Source organism: Terricaulis silvestris (assembly GCF_009792355.1).
GTDB lineage: Bacteria > Pseudomonadota > Alphaproteobacteria > Caulobacterales > Aquidulcibacteraceae > Vitreimonas > Vitreimonas silvestris.
Genome location: NZ_CP047045.1, coordinates 2,059,458 through 2,075,506, shown reverse-complemented (window position 1 = coordinate 2,075,506; position 16,049 = coordinate 2,059,458). Strand labels below are relative to the sequence as shown.

General features: G+C 63.7%; 19 protein-coding genes. 16 read left to right on the top strand and 3 right to left on the bottom strand.

Going from position 1 to position 16,049, the window contains the following annotated elements; all coding sequences use genetic code 11:
* Nucleotides 1–3 precede the first annotated feature (3 nt).
* A complete protein-coding gene (gene hemB, locus DSM104635_RS10610; RefSeq protein WP_158766168.1) occupies nt 4–1,014 on the bottom strand; it encodes a porphobilinogen synthase in 1,011 nt (336 codons plus the stop codon).
* Nucleotides 1,015–1,101: 87 nt separating this feature from the next.
* On the opposite strand from hemB, the gene hemA reads away from it, so the two are divergent.
* Both hemA and DSM104635_RS10600 read left to right on the top strand, forming a co-directional pair.
* The gene (gene hemA / locus DSM104635_RS10605) at nt 1,102–2,325 is read left to right on the top strand and encodes a 5-aminolevulinate synthase (protein WP_158766167.1); all 1,224 of its coding nucleotides are present in this window, start codon (nt 1,102–1,104) and stop codon (nt 2,323–2,325) included.
* The gene (locus DSM104635_RS10600; protein ID WP_187448145.1) at nt 2,322–2,549 is read left to right on the top strand and encodes a DUF6898 family protein; all 228 of its coding nucleotides are present in this window, start codon (nt 2,322–2,324) and stop codon (nt 2,547–2,549) included. Before hemA ends, DSM104635_RS10600 begins: the two co-directional genes overlap by 4 nt.
* On the opposite strand, the gene DSM104635_RS10595 is transcribed toward DSM104635_RS10600, so the two are convergent.
* Nucleotides 2,546–2,983 (bottom strand): Ros/MucR family transcriptional regulator, encoded by a 438-nt coding sequence (locus DSM104635_RS10595; protein ID WP_407703483.1) that lies wholly within the window; start codon nt 2,981–2,983, stop codon nt 2,546–2,548. The two genes, DSM104635_RS10600 and DSM104635_RS10595, sit on opposite strands and share 4 nt — an antisense overlap.
* A gap of 217 nt (nt 2,984–3,200) precedes the next feature.
* Between DSM104635_RS10595 and glyA the strand changes: the two genes are divergently transcribed.
* From glyA to DSM104635_RS10545, 10 genes are all read left to right on the top strand, one after another.
* Complete coding sequence (gene glyA, locus DSM104635_RS10590; protein WP_323368303.1) at nt 3,201–4,502, top strand: serine hydroxymethyltransferase; 1,302 nt, start codon at nt 3,201–3,203, stop codon at nt 4,500–4,502.
* Between the two features lie 43 nt (nt 4,503–4,545).
* Nucleotides 4,546–5,010: a transcriptional regulator NrdR gene (gene nrdR, locus DSM104635_RS10585; RefSeq protein WP_158766166.1), complete on the top strand. Its 465-nt coding sequence runs from the start codon at nt 4,546–4,548 to the stop codon at nt 5,008–5,010.
* 73 nt (nt 5,011–5,083) lie between these two features.
* The gene (ribD, locus tag DSM104635_RS10580; RefSeq protein WP_158766165.1) at nt 5,084–5,749 is read left to right on the top strand and encodes a bifunctional diaminohydroxyphosphoribosylaminopyrimidine deaminase/5-amino-6-(5-phosphoribosylamino)uracil reductase RibD; all 666 of its coding nucleotides are present in this window, start codon (nt 5,084–5,086) and stop codon (nt 5,747–5,749) included.
* A 9-nt stretch (nt 5,750–5,758) separates the two neighbouring features.
* Nucleotides 5,759–6,370: a riboflavin synthase gene (locus tag DSM104635_RS10575; protein ID WP_158766164.1), complete on the top strand. Its 612-nt coding sequence runs from the start codon at nt 5,759–5,761 to the stop codon at nt 6,368–6,370.
* Nucleotides 6,367–7,494: a 3,4-dihydroxy-2-butanone-4-phosphate synthase gene (gene ribB, locus DSM104635_RS10570; RefSeq protein ID WP_158766163.1), complete on the top strand. Its 1,128-nt coding sequence runs from the start codon at nt 6,367–6,369 to the stop codon at nt 7,492–7,494. The genes DSM104635_RS10575 and ribB overlap by 4 nt, the downstream gene beginning before the upstream one ends.
* Nucleotides 7,491–7,967: a 6,7-dimethyl-8-ribityllumazine synthase gene (ribH, locus tag DSM104635_RS10565; RefSeq protein ID WP_228445652.1), complete on the top strand. Its 477-nt coding sequence runs from the start codon at nt 7,491–7,493 to the stop codon at nt 7,965–7,967. The genes ribB and ribH overlap by 4 nt, the downstream gene beginning before the upstream one ends.
* On the top strand, nt 7,964–8,431 hold the full coding sequence (gene nusB, locus DSM104635_RS10560; RefSeq protein WP_158766162.1) for a transcription antitermination factor NusB: 468 nt from the start codon (nt 7,964–7,966) through the stop codon (nt 8,429–8,431). Before ribH ends, nusB begins: the two co-directional genes overlap by 4 nt.
* Before the next feature lie 11 nt (nt 8,432–8,442).
* Entirely contained in the window at nt 8,443–9,516 is a 1,074-nt protein-coding gene (gene thiL, locus DSM104635_RS10555) for a thiamine-phosphate kinase (RefSeq protein WP_158766161.1), read from the top strand.
* 36 nt (nt 9,517–9,552) lie between these two features.
* Nucleotides 9,553–10,023 (top strand): hypothetical protein, encoded by a 471-nt coding sequence (locus DSM104635_RS10550; protein WP_158766160.1) that lies wholly within the window; start codon nt 9,553–9,555, stop codon nt 10,021–10,023.
* Between the two features lie 164 nt (nt 10,024–10,187).
* Nucleotides 10,188–12,368, top strand: coding sequence for a sodium-translocating pyrophosphatase (locus tag DSM104635_RS10545; RefSeq protein ID WP_158766159.1), 2,181 nt, complete (start codon nt 10,188–10,190; stop codon nt 12,366–12,368).
* A gap of 70 nt (nt 12,369–12,438) precedes the next feature.
* Here DSM104635_RS10545 and DSM104635_RS10540 read toward each other — a convergent pair whose 3' ends face one another.
* Nucleotides 12,439–12,924 carry an outer membrane protein assembly factor BamE gene (locus DSM104635_RS10540; protein WP_158766158.1) on the bottom strand — a complete coding sequence of 162 codons (486 nt, stop codon included), beginning with the start codon at nt 12,922–12,924 and terminating at the stop codon, nt 12,439–12,441.
* On the opposite strand from DSM104635_RS10540, the gene DSM104635_RS10535 reads away from it, so the two are divergent.
* The 4 genes from DSM104635_RS10535 to DSM104635_RS10520 all read left to right on the top strand — a co-directional run bounded on the left by DSM104635_RS10535 (nt 12,923) and on the right by DSM104635_RS10520 (nt 16,040).
* Complete coding sequence (locus DSM104635_RS10535; RefSeq protein ID WP_158766157.1) at nt 12,923–13,534, top strand: ubiquinol-cytochrome C chaperone family protein; 612 nt, start codon at nt 12,923–12,925, stop codon at nt 13,532–13,534. The genes DSM104635_RS10540 and DSM104635_RS10535 overlap by 2 nt on opposite strands.
* Before the next feature lie 88 nt (nt 13,535–13,622).
* Entirely contained in the window at nt 13,623–14,681 is a 1,059-nt protein-coding gene (gene plsX, locus DSM104635_RS10530; protein WP_158766156.1) for a phosphate acyltransferase PlsX, read from the top strand.
* The gene (locus DSM104635_RS10525; protein ID WP_158768065.1) at nt 14,678–15,646 is read left to right on the top strand and encodes a beta-ketoacyl-ACP synthase III; all 969 of its coding nucleotides are present in this window, start codon (nt 14,678–14,680) and stop codon (nt 15,644–15,646) included. The genes plsX and DSM104635_RS10525 overlap by 4 nt, the downstream gene beginning before the upstream one ends.
* Before the next feature lie 82 nt (nt 15,647–15,728).
* Complete coding sequence (locus tag DSM104635_RS10520) at nt 15,729–16,040, top strand: integration host factor subunit alpha (RefSeq protein WP_158766155.1); 312 nt, start codon at nt 15,729–15,731, stop codon at nt 16,038–16,040.
* Nucleotides 16,041–16,049: the final 9 nt, after the last annotated feature.

Below are 16,049 nucleotides of genomic sequence, written 5' to 3'. Positions count from 1 at the left end.
GTTTTACCCCAACATCTCCGCCGCTTTTGGCGCGAAGTATGTGACGATGCCATCAGCGCCGGCGCGTTTGAAGGCGGTTAGGCTTTCGATGATCGCGCGGTCTTCGTCGATCCAGCCGTTTTGCGCGGCGGCTTTGATCATGGCGTATTCGCCGCTGACTTGGAACGCGTAGGTGGGCAGGCCGAACTCCTGCTTCACGCGCGCGACGATGTCCAAGTATGGCATCCCCGGTTTCACCAGCAGCATATCGGCGCCTTCGGCGACATCCATGGCGACTTCGCGCATGGCTTCGTCGGAGTTGGCGAAATCCATTTGGTAGGTGCGCTTGTCGCCGGGATTGGCGACGGCGCCTGAGCCGAGCTTTCCTGAGCCGATGGCTTCGCGGTACGGGCCGTAGAACGCCGACGCGTATTTGGCGGCGTAGGACATGATCAGGGTGTCGTGTTTGCCGGCTGCGTCGAGTGCTGTGCGGATGGCGCCGACGCGGCCGTCCATCATGTCGGACGGCGCGACAATGTCGGCGCCGGCTTCGACTTGGACGAGCGCCTGCTCGGTCAGCACCTTCACCGTGTCGTCGTTGACGATGCGGCCGTCTCGCAGAAGGCCGTCGTGGCCGTGATCGGTGAAGGGATCGAGCGCAACATCGACCATGATGCCGACATCAGGCGCGGCATCCTTCATGGCGCGCACGGCTGTGCAGATGAGACCGTTCTTGTTGAGCGCTTCCTTCCCTGTTGCATCTTTCTTCGCGGCGTCGATGTGCGGGAAGACGGCGATGGCGGGAATGCCGAGCTTCGCGGCGCGCTTGGCGGCTTCGGCGGCGGCGCGAACGGAATAGCGCGCAACGCCAGGCATCGCGGCGACAGGGATTTCGTCTTCGGCGCCGTCGTGCACGACCATCGCCCAGATCAGATCGTCCACGCTCAAGCGATGCTCGCGCGTGAGGCGGCGCACCCAATCGCTTTGGCGAAGGCGGCGTGGGCGGCTCGAGGGGTAGCGTCCGGTGTAATTCATGCGAATGGTTCGCAAATTCTCTTTCAGTTGCGCGCTCGCGTCTCAGTTACTTCGGCGGCGCGGAGTGCCTATACACTAGCAGATAGGATGAGAGACCAGGACCTTCAGGTTTTCGAGAGCGCCGTCGCGGGCATTCGCGACGAAGGGCGCTATCGCGTGTTCGCCGATATCATGCGCGAACGCGGGCGTTTTCCCCATGCGCGCTTGCGCGGCGAGGACGGCGCGTACCGCGACATCGTGGTGTGGTGCTCGAACGACTATCTCGGCCAGGGCCAGAGCCCCGAAGTACTCGACGCGGCGCATGCGGCGCTGGATCAAGTCGGCGCTGGCGCCGGCGGCACGCGTAACATCGCGGGCACCACGAGCTATCACGTCGATCTGGAGCTGGAGTTAGCGTCGCTGCACGGCAAGGAAGCGGCGCTGCTGTTCACGTCGGGCTATGTCTCGAACGACGCGACGTTGTCGACGCTGGCGAAGCTGTTTCCGGACCTCTGGATTTTCTCGGACGCGCAAAACCACGCCTCGATGATCGAGGGCATCAAGCGCGCCAAGTGCGAGCGTCGCGTGTTCCGTCATAACGACGTGCAGCACCTGGAAGCTTTGATGAACGAGGCGCCGGCGCATGCGCCCAAGCTAATTGCGTTCGAGAGCGTCTATTCGATGGACGGCGACACGGCGCCGATCGAACAGATCTGCGATCTCGCCGAAGCGTATGGCGCGATGACGTATCTCGATGAAGTGCACGGCGTTGGCTTGTATGGGCCGACCGGCGGTGGCGTTGCTGAGCGTGATGGCGTGATGCACCGCGTCGATTTCATCGAAGGCACGCTGGCCAAGGCGTTCGGCACGATGGGCGGCTACGTCACCGGGCCGTCGGTGGCGATTGACGCTATTCGCTCGACCGCCTCGGGCTTTATTTTCACCACTTCGCTTGCGCCTTCGATTGCGGCTGCGGCGCTGGAAAGCGTACGGATCGTGAAGGAATGCCCGCATTTACGCGATCGTCTGTTGGAGCGCTCGGAGCGGCTGAAGGCGCTGCTGCGCGAGGCTGGCATCCCGGTGATGGTCGAAAGCACCACGCATATCGTGCCAGTGCTGGTGGGCGATGCGGCGCGCTGCAAGAAGATTTCCGACATTCTGCTGAATGATCACGGCATCTACGTGCAGCCGATCAACTACCCGACGGTGCCGCGCGGGACCGAGCGGCTGCGCATCACGCCGTCGCCATTCCATGACGATGAGCTGATGGATCGGCTGATCGAGGCGTTCAAAACCGTGTGGGCCAAGTGCCCGGTGCATGTGGCCGGGTGAGCGGCGAGGATCGCGAAGTCATCTTCGAGATTACGCGCATCGGCGACGCGCAGCGCGTTGCGGCAGTGGATGTCGCGACAGGTATTGAAGTCGTGATCCAAGCGCCTGCGCATGCGGCGTTGGTCGATGTGCGAACACTCGCGCTCAGAAAGCTGGAGCGCGCCCTGAGAGACGATCAGGAAGACGAGGAACCGCCGCCGGAGCGGCCGGGCAAGATCGTCTAGTCTTTGCGGCGCACGCCCTTGCCGAGGCCGATCTTCTTGGCGAACTCGGAGCGGCGTGCGGCGTACGAGGGCGCGACCATCGGATAATCGGCGGGCAGACCCCAGCGCTTGCGGTAGTCATCCGGCGACATGCCGTAAGTCGAACGCAAATAGCGCTTCAGCATTTTCAGCCTTTTGCCGTCTTCGAGACAGATGATGTAGTCGTTGTGGACGGATTTTCCGATTGGCGCGGCCGGTTTGGGCCTTTCCGCGGGCGCCGCTCCGTTCGAAACCGACAATCCTGTAACGGCCTTATGAACTGAGCGGATGATCTCGCTCAGTTCGTCAGAAGAGCATTTGTTGTTGCTGACAAAGGAGGCGACGATATCTGCGGTCATGCGCAGCGCATCGCCGCTTGCGGCGATATCCTGATCGTCTTCATCTCGTATAGCCAAGCGAATTTCCTAGCTAATACAATGCCCTCAGCGCCGCTATACGCGGTTTGCGGTATTTCTGGCAAGTATTACTATCGGTCTAACCCGTTTAGCTTCGCGATATTTACAGAAGTCGCGCCTCACCCTTGGGAAATCCCGCGCTTTGCTTACATCGGTGCGGAGAATTATGATGGGCGAGCCGAATCTCGGCGGACCCAGACGAATGGTGAGAACTGGCATGATGCAGGCCGCGGGACGCTCCGCCGGTGAACGCGACCGTTTCTTCGAGGCGGCGCTCGAGCGCGTGGATCATGACGTCAAGGCGTCGATCGACGCCGAGCTGCAGCGCCAACAGCGCCAGCTCGAGCTGATTGCGTCCGAGAACATCGTCTCGAAGGCGGTGTTGGAGGCGCAAGGCTCGGTTCTTACGAACAAGTACGCGGAGGGCTATCCGGGCCGCCGCTATTATGGTGGCTGCGAGTTCGTGGATGAAGTCGAGCGCCTCGCCATCGACCGGGCCAAGCGTCTGTTCGATTGCAAATTCGCCAACGTGCAGCCGCACTCGGGCGCGAACGCGAACCAAGCTGTGTTCTTCGCGCTGCTGCAGCCGGGCGATAAGTTCCTGGGCATGGATCTGGCGTGCGGGGGTCACCTGACGCACGGCTCGCCGGTGAACATCTCGGGCAAGTGGTTCAATCCTGTCGCGTACGGCGTGCGGCCGGACGATCATCTGATCGACATGGATGAGGTCCGCGAAATTGCGCATCGCGAGAAGCCGAAGCTGATCCTGGCGGGCGCGAGCGCCTATTCGCGGCACATCGATTTCAAGCGCTTCCGCGAAATTGCCGATGAAATCGGCGCGATCCTGATGGTGGATATGGCCCACTATGCGGGGCTCATTGCGGGCGGCGTCTATCCGTCTCCTCTGCCGCATGCGCACGTGGTCACGACGACGACCCACAAAACGTTGCGGGGCCCGCGCGGCGGCATGATCCTCTCGAACGACGAAGAGATCGGCAAACGCATCAACTCAGCGGTTTTCCCTGGCTTGCAGGGCGGGCCGCTGATGCATGTCATTGCGGCGAAGGCCGTGAGCTTCGGCGAAGCGCTGCAGCCGGAATTCAAGCTCTATGCCCAACGCACGCTCGAAAACGCGCGCGCGTTGGCGGCGCGGCTGATCGAGAACGGCCTCGCGGTCGTCTCGGGCGGCACCGACAGCCACGTCATGCTGGTCGATCTGCGGCCGAAGCGCGCCACCGGTAAGGTGGCCGAGCATTCGCTGGAGAACGCGTCGATCACCACCAATAAGAACGGCATCCCGTTCGATCCGGAAAAGCCGTTTGTTACGAGCGGCATCCGGTTGGGCTCACCCGCGTGCACGACGCGCGGGTTTGGCCCGGCGGAATTCCGCCAAGTGGCGGACCTGATCTGTGAAGTTTTGGACGGCTTGCAGGGAACGAACGGGGACAATTCCTCGGTCGAAGCTGCAGTTGCCGCCAAGGTCGAACAACTCACGGCGCGGTTTCCCATCTACACTTGAGGCGGCGCGGCGCTGATTCGGCTGCCCGCCGGGAGTCCGCCGAATGCGCTGCCCGTTTTGTCAGAACGAAGACACCCAGGTGAAGGACAGCCGTCCGACTGAGGACGGCGCCGCGATCCGGCGCCGGCGCCAATGCGACAAGTGCGGCTCGCGTTTCACGACGTTCGAGCGGGTGCAATTGCGCGATCTGGTGGTGCTGAAGCGCTCGGGCCGGCGCGTGCCGTTCGATCGCGACAAGCTGGCGCGCTCGCTCTCCATCGCGCTCCGGAAGCGCCCGATCGAGCAGGATCAGATCGAACAGATGATATCCGGTATTGTTCGCAAGCTTGAGAGCCAGGGCGAGAGCGAGATCACGTCGGAGGTGATCGGCGGCATGGTGATGGAGGCGCTACGCAACCTCGATACCGTGGCCTACGTCCGCTACGCGTCGGTCTATCGTGATTTCAGCGAAGCGTCGGACTTCGCGGACTTCATCGAAGAAGCCGAGAAGTCGCCCAAGCGCGGGTAATATGGACCGCCGGCGCCTCGCCGGCATGCTTCGGCGCTGGCCGGCGAGGGCGCCGGCGGTCCATATTGCGAGCATGGTTCGCCCTTACGTCACTTTGAAACTTGCGACTTCGCTCGACGGGCGCATTGCGACCGCGTCGGGCGAGAGCCGTTGGATCACGGGCGAGCTGGCGCGCGCAGAAGTGCAGAAGCTCCGTGCGAACCATGATGCGGTGATGATCGGCGCCGGCACGGCCTGGGCGGACGATCCGGAGCTGTTGGCGCGCACCGATCCACCGCCGGCGAAGCAACCGTTGCGCGTGGTGCTGGACAGCAATCTCAATCTGCCGCCGGCGGGGCGCTTGTTCGAGACGCTCGCCCAAGCGCCGCTGCTGGTGATCGGTGCGGAGGATGCGGAGTTCGAACGTCGTGCTGGGCTGCAATCGGCTGGCGCGCGTGTCGCGGTGGTGCCGCGCGGTGCTGGCGGCGTGGATGCGTCTGAGGCGCTGTTGCAGCTCGCGGCTGACGGCGTGCAGCGGGTGCTGGTCGAGGGTGGCGGCAAGTTGGCCGCTAGTTTGATCCAGGGCGGGCTGGTGGATCGGCTTGAGTGGTTCCGGGCGCCGATGGTGCTGGGCGAGGAAGGCCGCCCTGCCGTCGCGGCATTGGCGCTGGACAGGCTTGCGGATGCGCCACGCCTCACCCGCGTTGCATTGCGCGAGCTTGGCCCCGATGTGTGGGAAAGCTACGAGCGGGCCTCGTAAGAGAGATTCATGTTCACTGGGATTGTCAGCGCGCTTGGAGAGGTGAAGGCGGTCGAGCGCTTGCCTGGTCTCGTGCGCCTCACAATTGCGAGTTCGTACGATCCCGCGGGCGTGGAGATCGGCGCTAGCATTTCGCACGATGGTTGCTGTCTCACGGTGGTGGAGACGAGCGGGCAGCAAGGCGGCATGAGGCACGTCGTGGAAGTGGCGGCGGAGAGTTTGGCGCTGACCACGCTGGGTTCGCTTGCCGAAGGCGACAAGGTGAATCTGGAGCGCTCGCTTCGCGTCGGCGACGAATTGGGCGGGCACATGGTGCTGGGGCACGTCGACGGTTTAGGCGAAGTGCTCTCGATCAGCCAAGACGGCGAGGGCTGGCGGATTCAGATCAAGCCGCCTCATGAGATTTCGCCACTCATCGCGTCCAAGGGCTCGATTGCGATTGCTGGCGTGTCGCTGACGGTGAACGAAGTCGATGATCGGGGCTTCGGCGTGCTGATCATTCCGCATACCTGGAGCGTTACGACTTTGTCGAAGCTCAAAGCGGGCGATAAGGTGAACCTGGAAGCGGACATGATGGCGCGCTATGCGGCGCGTATCATCGAAGCGCGGAGAAACACATGACGGCCAAGCCGTCTGCCATTTCTGAGTTCAAGCGCGCGATCTCGTCGGTCCCCGAGATTATCGAGGAAGCGCGCGAGGGGCGCATGTTCATCCTGATCGACGAAGAGGATCGCGAGAACGAAGGCGATCTCGTCATCCCCGCGCAGTTCGCGACGCCGGCGCAAGTGAACTTTATGGCCAAGCACGGGCGTGGCCTGATCTGCCTGGCGCTGACGCCGGAGCGGGCGGAGACGCTGGGGCTCGATCCGATGACGCCGCGCAATCAGACGCGGATGGGTACGGCCTTCACGGTATCGATCGAGGCGCGTGAGGGCGTGTCCACCGGCATCTCCGCGCACGATCGTGCGCTAACCATCGCAACCGCGATCGATCCAACGAAGGACCGTCGCGATATCGTTTCGCCTGGCCACGTGTTTCCGCTGACGGCGCGTGAGGGCGGCACTTTGGTTCGCGCTGGGCATACGGAAGCGAGCGTCGATATTTCTCGTGCGGCGGGGCTGAACCCGTCGGCGGTGATCTGCGAGATTATGAACGACGACGGGACCATGGCGCGGCTGCCTGAGCTGGTCGCGTTCGCGCAGTTCCATAATCTGAAGATTGGCGCGATCGATGAACTGATCGCGTACCGCCGCGTGCAAGAGCGCTTGGTTGAGAAGGTTGCCGAGGCGCCGTTTGAGGTGCGCGGCGGCAAGGACTTCAAGCTCGTCGTGTTTCGCAACAAGCTGGATGGCGTTGAGCACGCTGCTCTGGTGAAGGGCGAGATCGGGGCGGATAAGTCGTCGCTCGTTCGCGTGCATCGCATTGATTTCGCTGCTGACGTGATGGGCGGCTATGGCGCGCGCGCTGGGTTGGTCGAGCGCGCGGTGGCAGAGATCGAAGCGGAAGGCGCAGGCGTTGTGGTGCTGTTGCGCGACTTGGTGCCGGATGCGTTGTCGCGTCGTTTGTCGGGTGAGCCGCTAGAGTTCGAGGAAGATGACATGCGCCGCGTGATCGGCTTGGGGTCGCAGATCCTGCGCGAACTAGGGGTCGGGCGTATGACGGTGCTGGCGGGCGCGCCGCAGAAGCTGGTGGGGCTGGAAGGCTATGGGCTGTCGATCGACGGTTGGCGCGGATTCAAGTCGTGAAAACCGACGTTGAAAAATTCCCGGTCGCCAGCGTGCCTGGCGCGCGGCTGCTGATGGTGATTTCTCCCTACTACAATGGCGTCGCCGACATGATGCAGCGCGGCGCGGAAGCGGCGGCGGAAGACGCGAAAGCGACGCTAGATCGCGTGTTCGTGCCGGGTGCATTTGAGATTCCGGCGGCGATTGCGTTGGCGGCCAAAACGGAAAGCTGGGACGGCTATCTCGCGCTCGGCTGCGTCGTGCGTGGTGAGACCAGCCATTACGATTACGTCTGCGGTGAAAACGCGCGCGGATTGATGGATCTAACGGTGCGCGAAGGGCTCGCGATCGGCTACGGCATTCTCACTGTGAACACGCTGGCGCAGGCCGAAGAGCGCGCCGACCCGGGGCGTGGCGACAAGGGCGGCGAGAGCGCGCGTGCGGCGTTGGCGATGATTGCGCTAAAGCGGCATTTCGCTGAGCTGCCGCGATGAACCAGGCGGAGATTGCATCGCGGCGCGCTGCTCGCTTGGGCGCGGTGCAGGCGCTGTATCAGATGGAGGTCTCCGGCGCTTCGACCGCCGATGTGATCGCAGACTTTGTCGCTGGCAAATTGCCGCGCGAGACTGAGGCGACCTACACCGAGAGCGAAGGCGATCTCGAACTCTTCAAAGTCTTGATCGAGAAGGCCGTAGAGCGACAGGCTACCTTGGACCGCGCCATCGCGCGTCATCTCAGTAAAGGCTGGCGGCTGGATCGCCTCGACGCCGTGGCGCGCGCCATTCTTCGCGCCGGCGCCGCCGAGCTGGAGCAGCAGCGCGACACGCCGACGGCCGTGGTGATCAACGAATACGTGGATATCGCGAAGTCGTTCTTCGAAGGGCCGGAGCCGGGCTTTATCAATGCGGCATTAGATGCTGCCGCGCGTGACTTGCGTTCGGGCGAACAAGGCGCATAAGCGCGAGCCAAATGGCCGCCAACGAGTTCCAAATTATTCGCGATCTGTTCGCGCCGCTGGCGACGCACGCCGGCGCCCGCGCGCTCGCCGATGATGTGGCGGTGCTGGAGGCGCGCGGCGCGCTTGTTGTGACCACAGACGCCATCGTCGAAGGCGTACATTTCCTCGCCGACGATCCGATCGAAACGATCGCGATGAAGGCGTTGCGGGTGAACATTTCGGACCTGGTGGCAAAGGGCGCCAAGCCGACCGCCGCGCTACTGACGCTGGTTTGGCCAAAAGATCGTCCGTCGGATCAGATCGCCGTCTTCGCTGAAGCGCTGGGCCGGGACCTCAAGCATTTCGGAGTCGCGCTGATTGGCGGCGACACGACGTCGACTCCGGGGCCGCTGATGGTGTCGATCACCGCGTTCGGCGAACCGCTTGGCGCGCGTACGCCTGCGCGGGCGGACGCCAAGGTTGGCGATGATGTTTGGCTGGTGGGCGGTGAAATTGGCTCGGCGTGGCTTGGCTTGCAACTGCGCAGCGGGGCCATGGCGTTCGACGATTTGCGGCGTGATCGCGATGAGGAGCTGGCACAGGCGGAGTCGCGTGCGCTCGCCGACGCGATGCCGGATTATCTGACTTTGCCGGGCCACAAGTTCGACGCTGAAGCCGCGTGGCTTCAATCGGCGTATCTCTCGCCGTTCGTTAGGCTCGAATGCGCGGACATCGTTGCGCGCTTTGCCAATGCTTCGATGGATGTGTCGGACGGGCTGGTAACGGATGCAGCCAAGATGGCGGCGGCGTCAGGCGTCGCGATTAGGATCTCGGCCAACGACATTCCGTTCTCGATCCCGGCGCAACGTTGGGCTTTCACCGGCGGCGATTTCCGCAAGCTGATCACCGGCGGCGACGACTACGTCGTGCTGTTCACGGCGCCGCGTGAGCAACGCGAAGCCATTGCGGCTGCGGAAAGAGATCAGGCGCTGCGGCTGTCGCGGATTGGTTGGGTCGAGGCAGGCGAGGGTGTTCAGGTTCTTGACGCAACTGGTGCGGCTGTGCCGATCGTTTCGGCGGGCTACAGTCACACGCTCGGCCGGTAACTTCTCGCTAACCAATGCGGCGGACTTTCCGTCGGTATGAAACGTAGTCACGCCGTTGCCCGCGCCATCGCCGCGGCCATGATCGCTTCGACGCTGCTTGCTGGCCTCGCCAACGCTTCGGGCGGGGGCGGCCACGGCGGGGAGAAGGAAAAGGCCAAGGAAGAAGAGGGACCGTCCACCACGGCGCGCTCCATGGATGCGCCGTACTTGGCGGTGCCGGTCGTCCGAGATGGCCATCTCGTCAATTACCTATTCGTGTCGCTTCGGATTGAGATCGCGCCGCAAGTCGACCTCTGGCGCACCCGCGAGCGTGCTCATTTTCTGCGCGACGCCCTGGTTCGGGCTAGCCACTCCAACGACTTGGCTGATCCGCACAACAACAACGCCCTCAACGAGGCCTTAGCGCTGCAGGTCTATCGCGCGGCAGCGGTTCAGGCGCTGGGCGAGCGGGCGGTCGGACCCATCCAGATCGTGGCGACCTATTCCAGCCAAGGGTCCGGCATCTGAGCACGGCCGCCCTGCGTTAAGCCGTCCATTGCCTAAAAGCGCGGTTTTTGGCAGTAACCCGCGCGACCTCTGGGGGAAGCGTAGCGCTGACGGACTGTCGCGCGGCGGCCAACCCATTTCCCCAACCGGCGCCACGGGTCTTCCCCACGCCCAGGACAGGTACCATGAGCCAAGAACTTATCCTTTGGCTGGTCGTAGCCAGCGGCGTCATCGCCGCGCTCTACGGCTGGCTCGAAACCCAAGCCATCACCAAGGCCGACGCCGGCACTGACCGGATGAAAGAGATCGCCGCGGCGATCCAGGAAGGCGCGCGTGCTTACCTGAATCGCCAATACCGCACCATCGCGATGGTCGGCGTTGGCGTTGTGATCGTGCTGACGATCGCGTTTTTGCCCATCCACGAAAACTGGACGATCCCGGTGGGCTTTATAATCGGCGCGGTGCTTTCGGGCGCGGCCGGCTTCATCGGTATGAACGTCTCGGTGCAAGCTAACGTGCGCACGGCGGAAGCGTCGCGCCACTCGCTGGCGGGCGGCCTGAAGATGGCGTTCAAGGCGGGCGCCGTGACGGGCATGCTCGTGGCCGGCGGTGCGCTGTTTGGCGTCGCGTTCTACTATCTCGTGTTGACGCAATGGCTGGGCCACGAACCGACCAGCCGTACCGTTGTCGACTCGCTCGTGGCGCTCGGCTTCGGCGCTTCGCTAATCTCGATCTTCGCCCGTCTCGGCGGCGGCATCTTCACCAAGGGTGCGGACGTCGGCGGCGACATGGTCGGCAAGGTTGAAGCTGGCATTCCCGAAGACGATCCGCGCAACCCCGCCACCATCGCCGACAACGTTGGCGACAACGTCGGCGATTGCGCCGGTATGGCTGCTGACTTGTTCGAAACCTACGCGGTGACGGCGGTCGCGACCATGGTGCTGGGCTCGATCCTGTTCCGCGAAGCGGCGGAAGTATCGGCCATCATGCTGCTGCCGCTCGCGATCGGCGGCATCGCGATCATCGCCTCGATTATCGGCACGTATTTTGTGAAGCTCGGACCGTCCAACAACATCATGGGCGCGCTCTATAAGGGCCTCATCGTTGCTGGCGTCCTTTCGGCCGTTGGTCTTTACGCCGCACTCCAAGTCACGGTCGGTTGGGGCTCTATCGCACCAAGCCTCGGCGCGACGTCTGAACTCGCGAACATCACTGGCCAAGATCTCTTCGTCTGCGGTCTGATCGGTCTGCTTGTCACGGGCGCGATCGTGTGGATCACGGAATATTATACCGGCACGAACTTCCGTCCGGTCCGTTCAGTGGCGCAAGCCTCGGTCTCGGGTCACGGCACCAACGTGATCCAAGGTCTCGCGGTCTCGATGGAATCGACGGCGCTGCCGGCGCTCACCATCGTTGCAGGCATTATCGCAACGTTCACGCTTGCCGGCCTGTTCGGCATCGCGATCGCGGTCACCGCCATGCTTTCGGTCGCGGGCATCGTGGTGGCGCTCGATGCGTTTGGTCCGGTCACGGACAACGCCGGCGGCATCGCCGAAATGGCCGAACTGCCGCCGGAAGTGCGCAAAACGACAGATGCGCTCGACGCCGTTGGCAACACGACCAAGGCCGTCACCAAGGGCTATGCGATCGGTTCGGCCGGTCTCGGTGCTCTGGTGCTGTTTGCTGCGTACACGGAAGACCTGAAGTACTACGCCGCGAACGCTGCGGAATTCCGCTTCTTCGAAGGCGTGGTGCCGGACTTCAGCTTGAGCAATCCGTACGTGATCGTCGGATTGTTCATAGGCGGCCTGCTGCCCTACCTGTTTGGCGGCTGGTCGATGACGGCGGTTGGACGTGCGGCTGAAGCGGTGGTTGCCGAAGTGCGCCGCCAGTTCCGCGAAATTCCGGGCATCATGGAACGCACGGCGAAGCCGGATTACGGCAGGGCGGTCGACATCCTGACGCAAGCCGCGATCCGCGAAATGATCGTGCCGTCCTTGCTGCCGGTGTTGGCGCCGATCGTGTTGTTCCTGGTGATCTGGGCCATTGCCGGTGTCTCGATGGCGCTGGCTTCGCTCGGCGCGCTGCTGGTCGGCGTGATCGTGACGGGCTTGTTCGTCGCCATCTCGATGACGTCTGGCGGCGGCGCTTGGGACAACGCCAAGAAGAGCTTTGAAGACGGCTTCAAGGACAAGGACGGCGTCGTTCACAAGAAAGGTTCCGAGGCGCACAAGGCGTCTGTCACGGGCGATACGGTCGGCGATCCCTACAAGGATACGGCTGGTCCGGCTGTGAACCCGATGATCAAGATCACCAACATTGTGGCGCTGCTGCTGCTCGCGGTGCTGGCGCACTGGAACGGCTGATCGGGCTTAGCCCGAAAAGCAAAACGCCCCGGCCAAAAGCCGGGGCGTTTTTTTGTCTAGAGCTCTGCGCCTATTCGCGGTCGCGGCGCGGGCCTTGTTCGTTTTCGTTAGCGTTCGGAAGCGGTGGCGTGGTGCCAACGTTGCCGAGCAATTGTTCGATCAAGCCGAGTTCGCGGCCACGCGTCGGCGTGTAGTCGCTGCTGTAGTTGACGAGGCGCCCGCGCTCCAGGCCGAACTTCTCGACCGCCGTAACTGTATCGCCGTCGAAGCGCACGATCATGACGCGGCGATCGGTGGTGCGCGGCGTGTAGAAGGCGATGCGCTCTTGGGTCTGGCTGACATAATACCAGGACGTGGCGTCAAACACCGCGGTCGTGGACGGCGAGCCGAAGCGCTGCTGTACCGTGGAGCGCGTGTCTACGCCGATCTGCGGATCGGCGATCTCGACGTCGTTGCGCTCAGGACGGAAGCCGCTGTAGGTCGTCACCGGCGCACAGGCTGCGGCGGCGCCGAGCGCCAGAGCCGCAGCAGACAAACGCAAGAAACCGCGATTCATGTTTTCACCTCGCGGGCGCATCGGCCCCAAAAACCGGGTCACGGGTAAGGCGGACCGCGCGGACGGGCAAGAGGGGAGCACAGGACAGGGGATGGGAATATGGCCGTTTCGGCGATCCCGCGTGGGGACGGATGCGCAACGTTTGCTGGAGGCGGTTCAGGCCGCTGGCCGGCGGCCCGCCTTGTTCGGGGCAGGCAGGGCGCCAGATACCTTGGAGGGGCGATTTGAAATCATGGCGCTGTACGCGGGGCAAGCCCTGCTGCGCCTGGGCGCGGAACCGCAGGCGGCGCCCCTGGCCCAAGCCTTTACGGACACGCTTTTCCGGCATTTCGACGCTGGGTTGCGGGAGTACGGTGTCGGCGACACCTCGGTCCCCAAGCGCATGCATAAGCTAGCGGGCGATTTCTACGGACGGCTCGACGCGTACGGGCGCGCGATCACAGATCAGGACGCGACGGCCCTGGCGGCAGCGCTGGTTCGCAATGCCGGCGTCTCCGAGGACTTCGCCAGCCGCCTCGCGCCGCATGTGCTCCGGATTGTGGCGCAGCAGGCTGAGGCGCCGTTCGTCGCATTGTTTGAAAGCTCGGCCTGGCCAGACTTCCCCGGATGAGCGGTTGGTTTGGCTTTCCCTGGCGCGAGGACTATGGTCCGCGCCCTGCGGCCCAGGCGGCCAGGGACACCCAGGACAATCACGCCGCATGAGCGACGGCCTCGTACTCTCCATCGATGGCATGGGCGGTGATCACGCTCCCGACATTGTGGTCGAAGGCGTGGATATCGCCGCGCGCCGCAGCGCTGATGCGCGGTTCCTGATCCATGGCGACCCGACAAAGCTCGCAGCGCTGCTCGAGAAATATCCGCGCGCCAAGGCGCAATCCGAAATCGTGCCCGCTGAGAAAGCGATCGGCATGGAAATCAAGGCGAGCCAAGCGCTGCGCCAAGGTAAGGGCTCAAGCCTTTGGAACGCCGTCGAGGCGGTGAAGGAAGGCCGCGCCAACGCGGTGGTCTCAGCCGGCAACACCGGCGCGTTCATGGCGATCTCGATGTTCCGTCTGCGCACCATGGAAGGCGTGCACCGTCCCGCGCTGACCACGCGCTGGCCGAACGCCAAGGGTGGCTACACCGTGATGCTCGACGTCGGCGCCAATGTGGAAGCCAACGGTGAACAGCTCGTCGAGTTCGCAATCATGGGCGAAGCTTTCGCGCGTGCTGTAACTGGCGTCGACAAGCCGAGCGTGGCGCTGCTGAACGTCGGCGCCGAGGAGCAGAAGGGCCACGAGGAAATCCGCGCGGCGGCGCAGCTCATCCGCGAGACCGGCGTCGATCTGAACTTTCAAGGCTTCGTCGAGGGCGACGATATCGCCAAGGGAACCGTGGACGTTGTGGTGACGGACGGTTTCACCGGTAATATCGCGTTGAAAACCGGGGAAGGCACTGCGCGGCTCGTTGGCCAATTCCTGCGTGAGGCGCTAACCGGCGGCGTGATGGCGCGGCTTGGCGCCCTGATCGCCTATCCGGCGTTACAGCAACTCAGGAAGCGCATGGATCCCGGCACTTTCAACGGCGCGCTCTTCCTTGGTCTCAACGGCCTTGTGGTGAAGAGCCATGGCAGCGCGAACGGTCGCGGCTTCGCAGCCGCGATCGGCGTCGCCGAGAAGATGGCGCGCAGCCATTATCGCGAAGAGATCGCACACAATCTTGAACGGCTCGCGCACGCTGAAATCGCGGCGGCGGCGAAGGTCGGGGACGCCGGCTGATGGCGTTGCGCTCCGTGCTGCTGGGCGTCGGCTCCTATTTGCCCAAGCGCGTTCTGACCAACGCAGAGCTGGCCAAGCAGGTTGATACCAGCGACGAATGGATCGTCGAGCGCACCGGCATCCGCCAACGCCACATCGCGGCTGACGATGAGAAGACATCCGATCTCGCTTGCCAGGCTTCACTCGCTGCGCTCGAACAAGCCGGACGAGAGGCGAAAGACATCGACCTCGTCATCCTCGCCACCGCAACGCCTGATCTCACGTTCCCCGCCACCGCCGCGCGCGTTCAGGCCGCGATTGGCGCAGGGCCTGGCATCGCCTTCGACCTGCAGGCGGTGTGCTCTGGCTTCGTCTTCGCGCTCGCCACGGCGGACAATTTTCTCGCGCGCGGTCAGGCCAAGCGCGCGTTGGTGATCGGCGCAGAGACCTTCTCGCGCATCATGGACTGGGAGGATCGTGGCACCTGCGTGCTGTTCGGCGATGGCGCTGGCGCGGTCGTGCTCGAGGCGCAGGAGGATGCCGGCGACCGTGGGATCGTCTCGACGTTCCTGCGCACTGACGGACGCATGCACGATCTGCTCTATGTCGACGGGGGCCCGTCCGAGACGGGCACCGTTGGCAAAGTCCGCATGGTGGGCAACGCCGTCTTCCGCCAGGCCGTTGAGCATATCTCCGGCGCTATGCTCGAAGCCTGCGCGCGGGCGGGTGTATCACTCGACGCGGTCGATTGGTTCGTCCCGCACCAGGCCAACCAGCGCATTCTCGACGGTGTGGCGCGCAAGCTCGGCATCGATGTGGACAAAGTGGTCGCCACTGTCGCCATTCACGGCAACACTTCGGCCGCCTCGGTCCCGCTGGCGCTCGATGTTGCGGTGCGTGATGGACGAATCAAAACGGGCGACCTAGTGCTGATGGAAGCGTTGGGCGGGGGGCTCACCTGGGGCGCCGCACTAGTCCGACTATGACCGCTCCGCAATATTTGACCTAACCATCAGGGACGACTAGCTTTTCCTGGCGCGCGAGGACGCGCAAGCGGAGGGGGCTCCGGTGGCCAAGACTGTCACACGCGCCGATCTAGTCGAAGCGCTGGCGCGTCGCGCCAATATGCAGCGCACTGACGCCAATCGCTTGCTCACGCGTATGCTCGAAATGATGCAGGACGCGCTTGTCGACGGCGATACGGTGAAGCTCTCGCGGTTTGGGAACTTCAATGTGCGCGCCAAGCGTCAACGCATCGGCCGCAATCCGAAAACGGGCGAGGAAGTGCCGATCACGCCGCGCCGCGTCGTGACGTTCCGGCCCTCACAGATGATGCGCGATTTCGTCGAAAAAGGCGGTCGCGGCCGCGCCAAATCCTAAGCTAAGTTC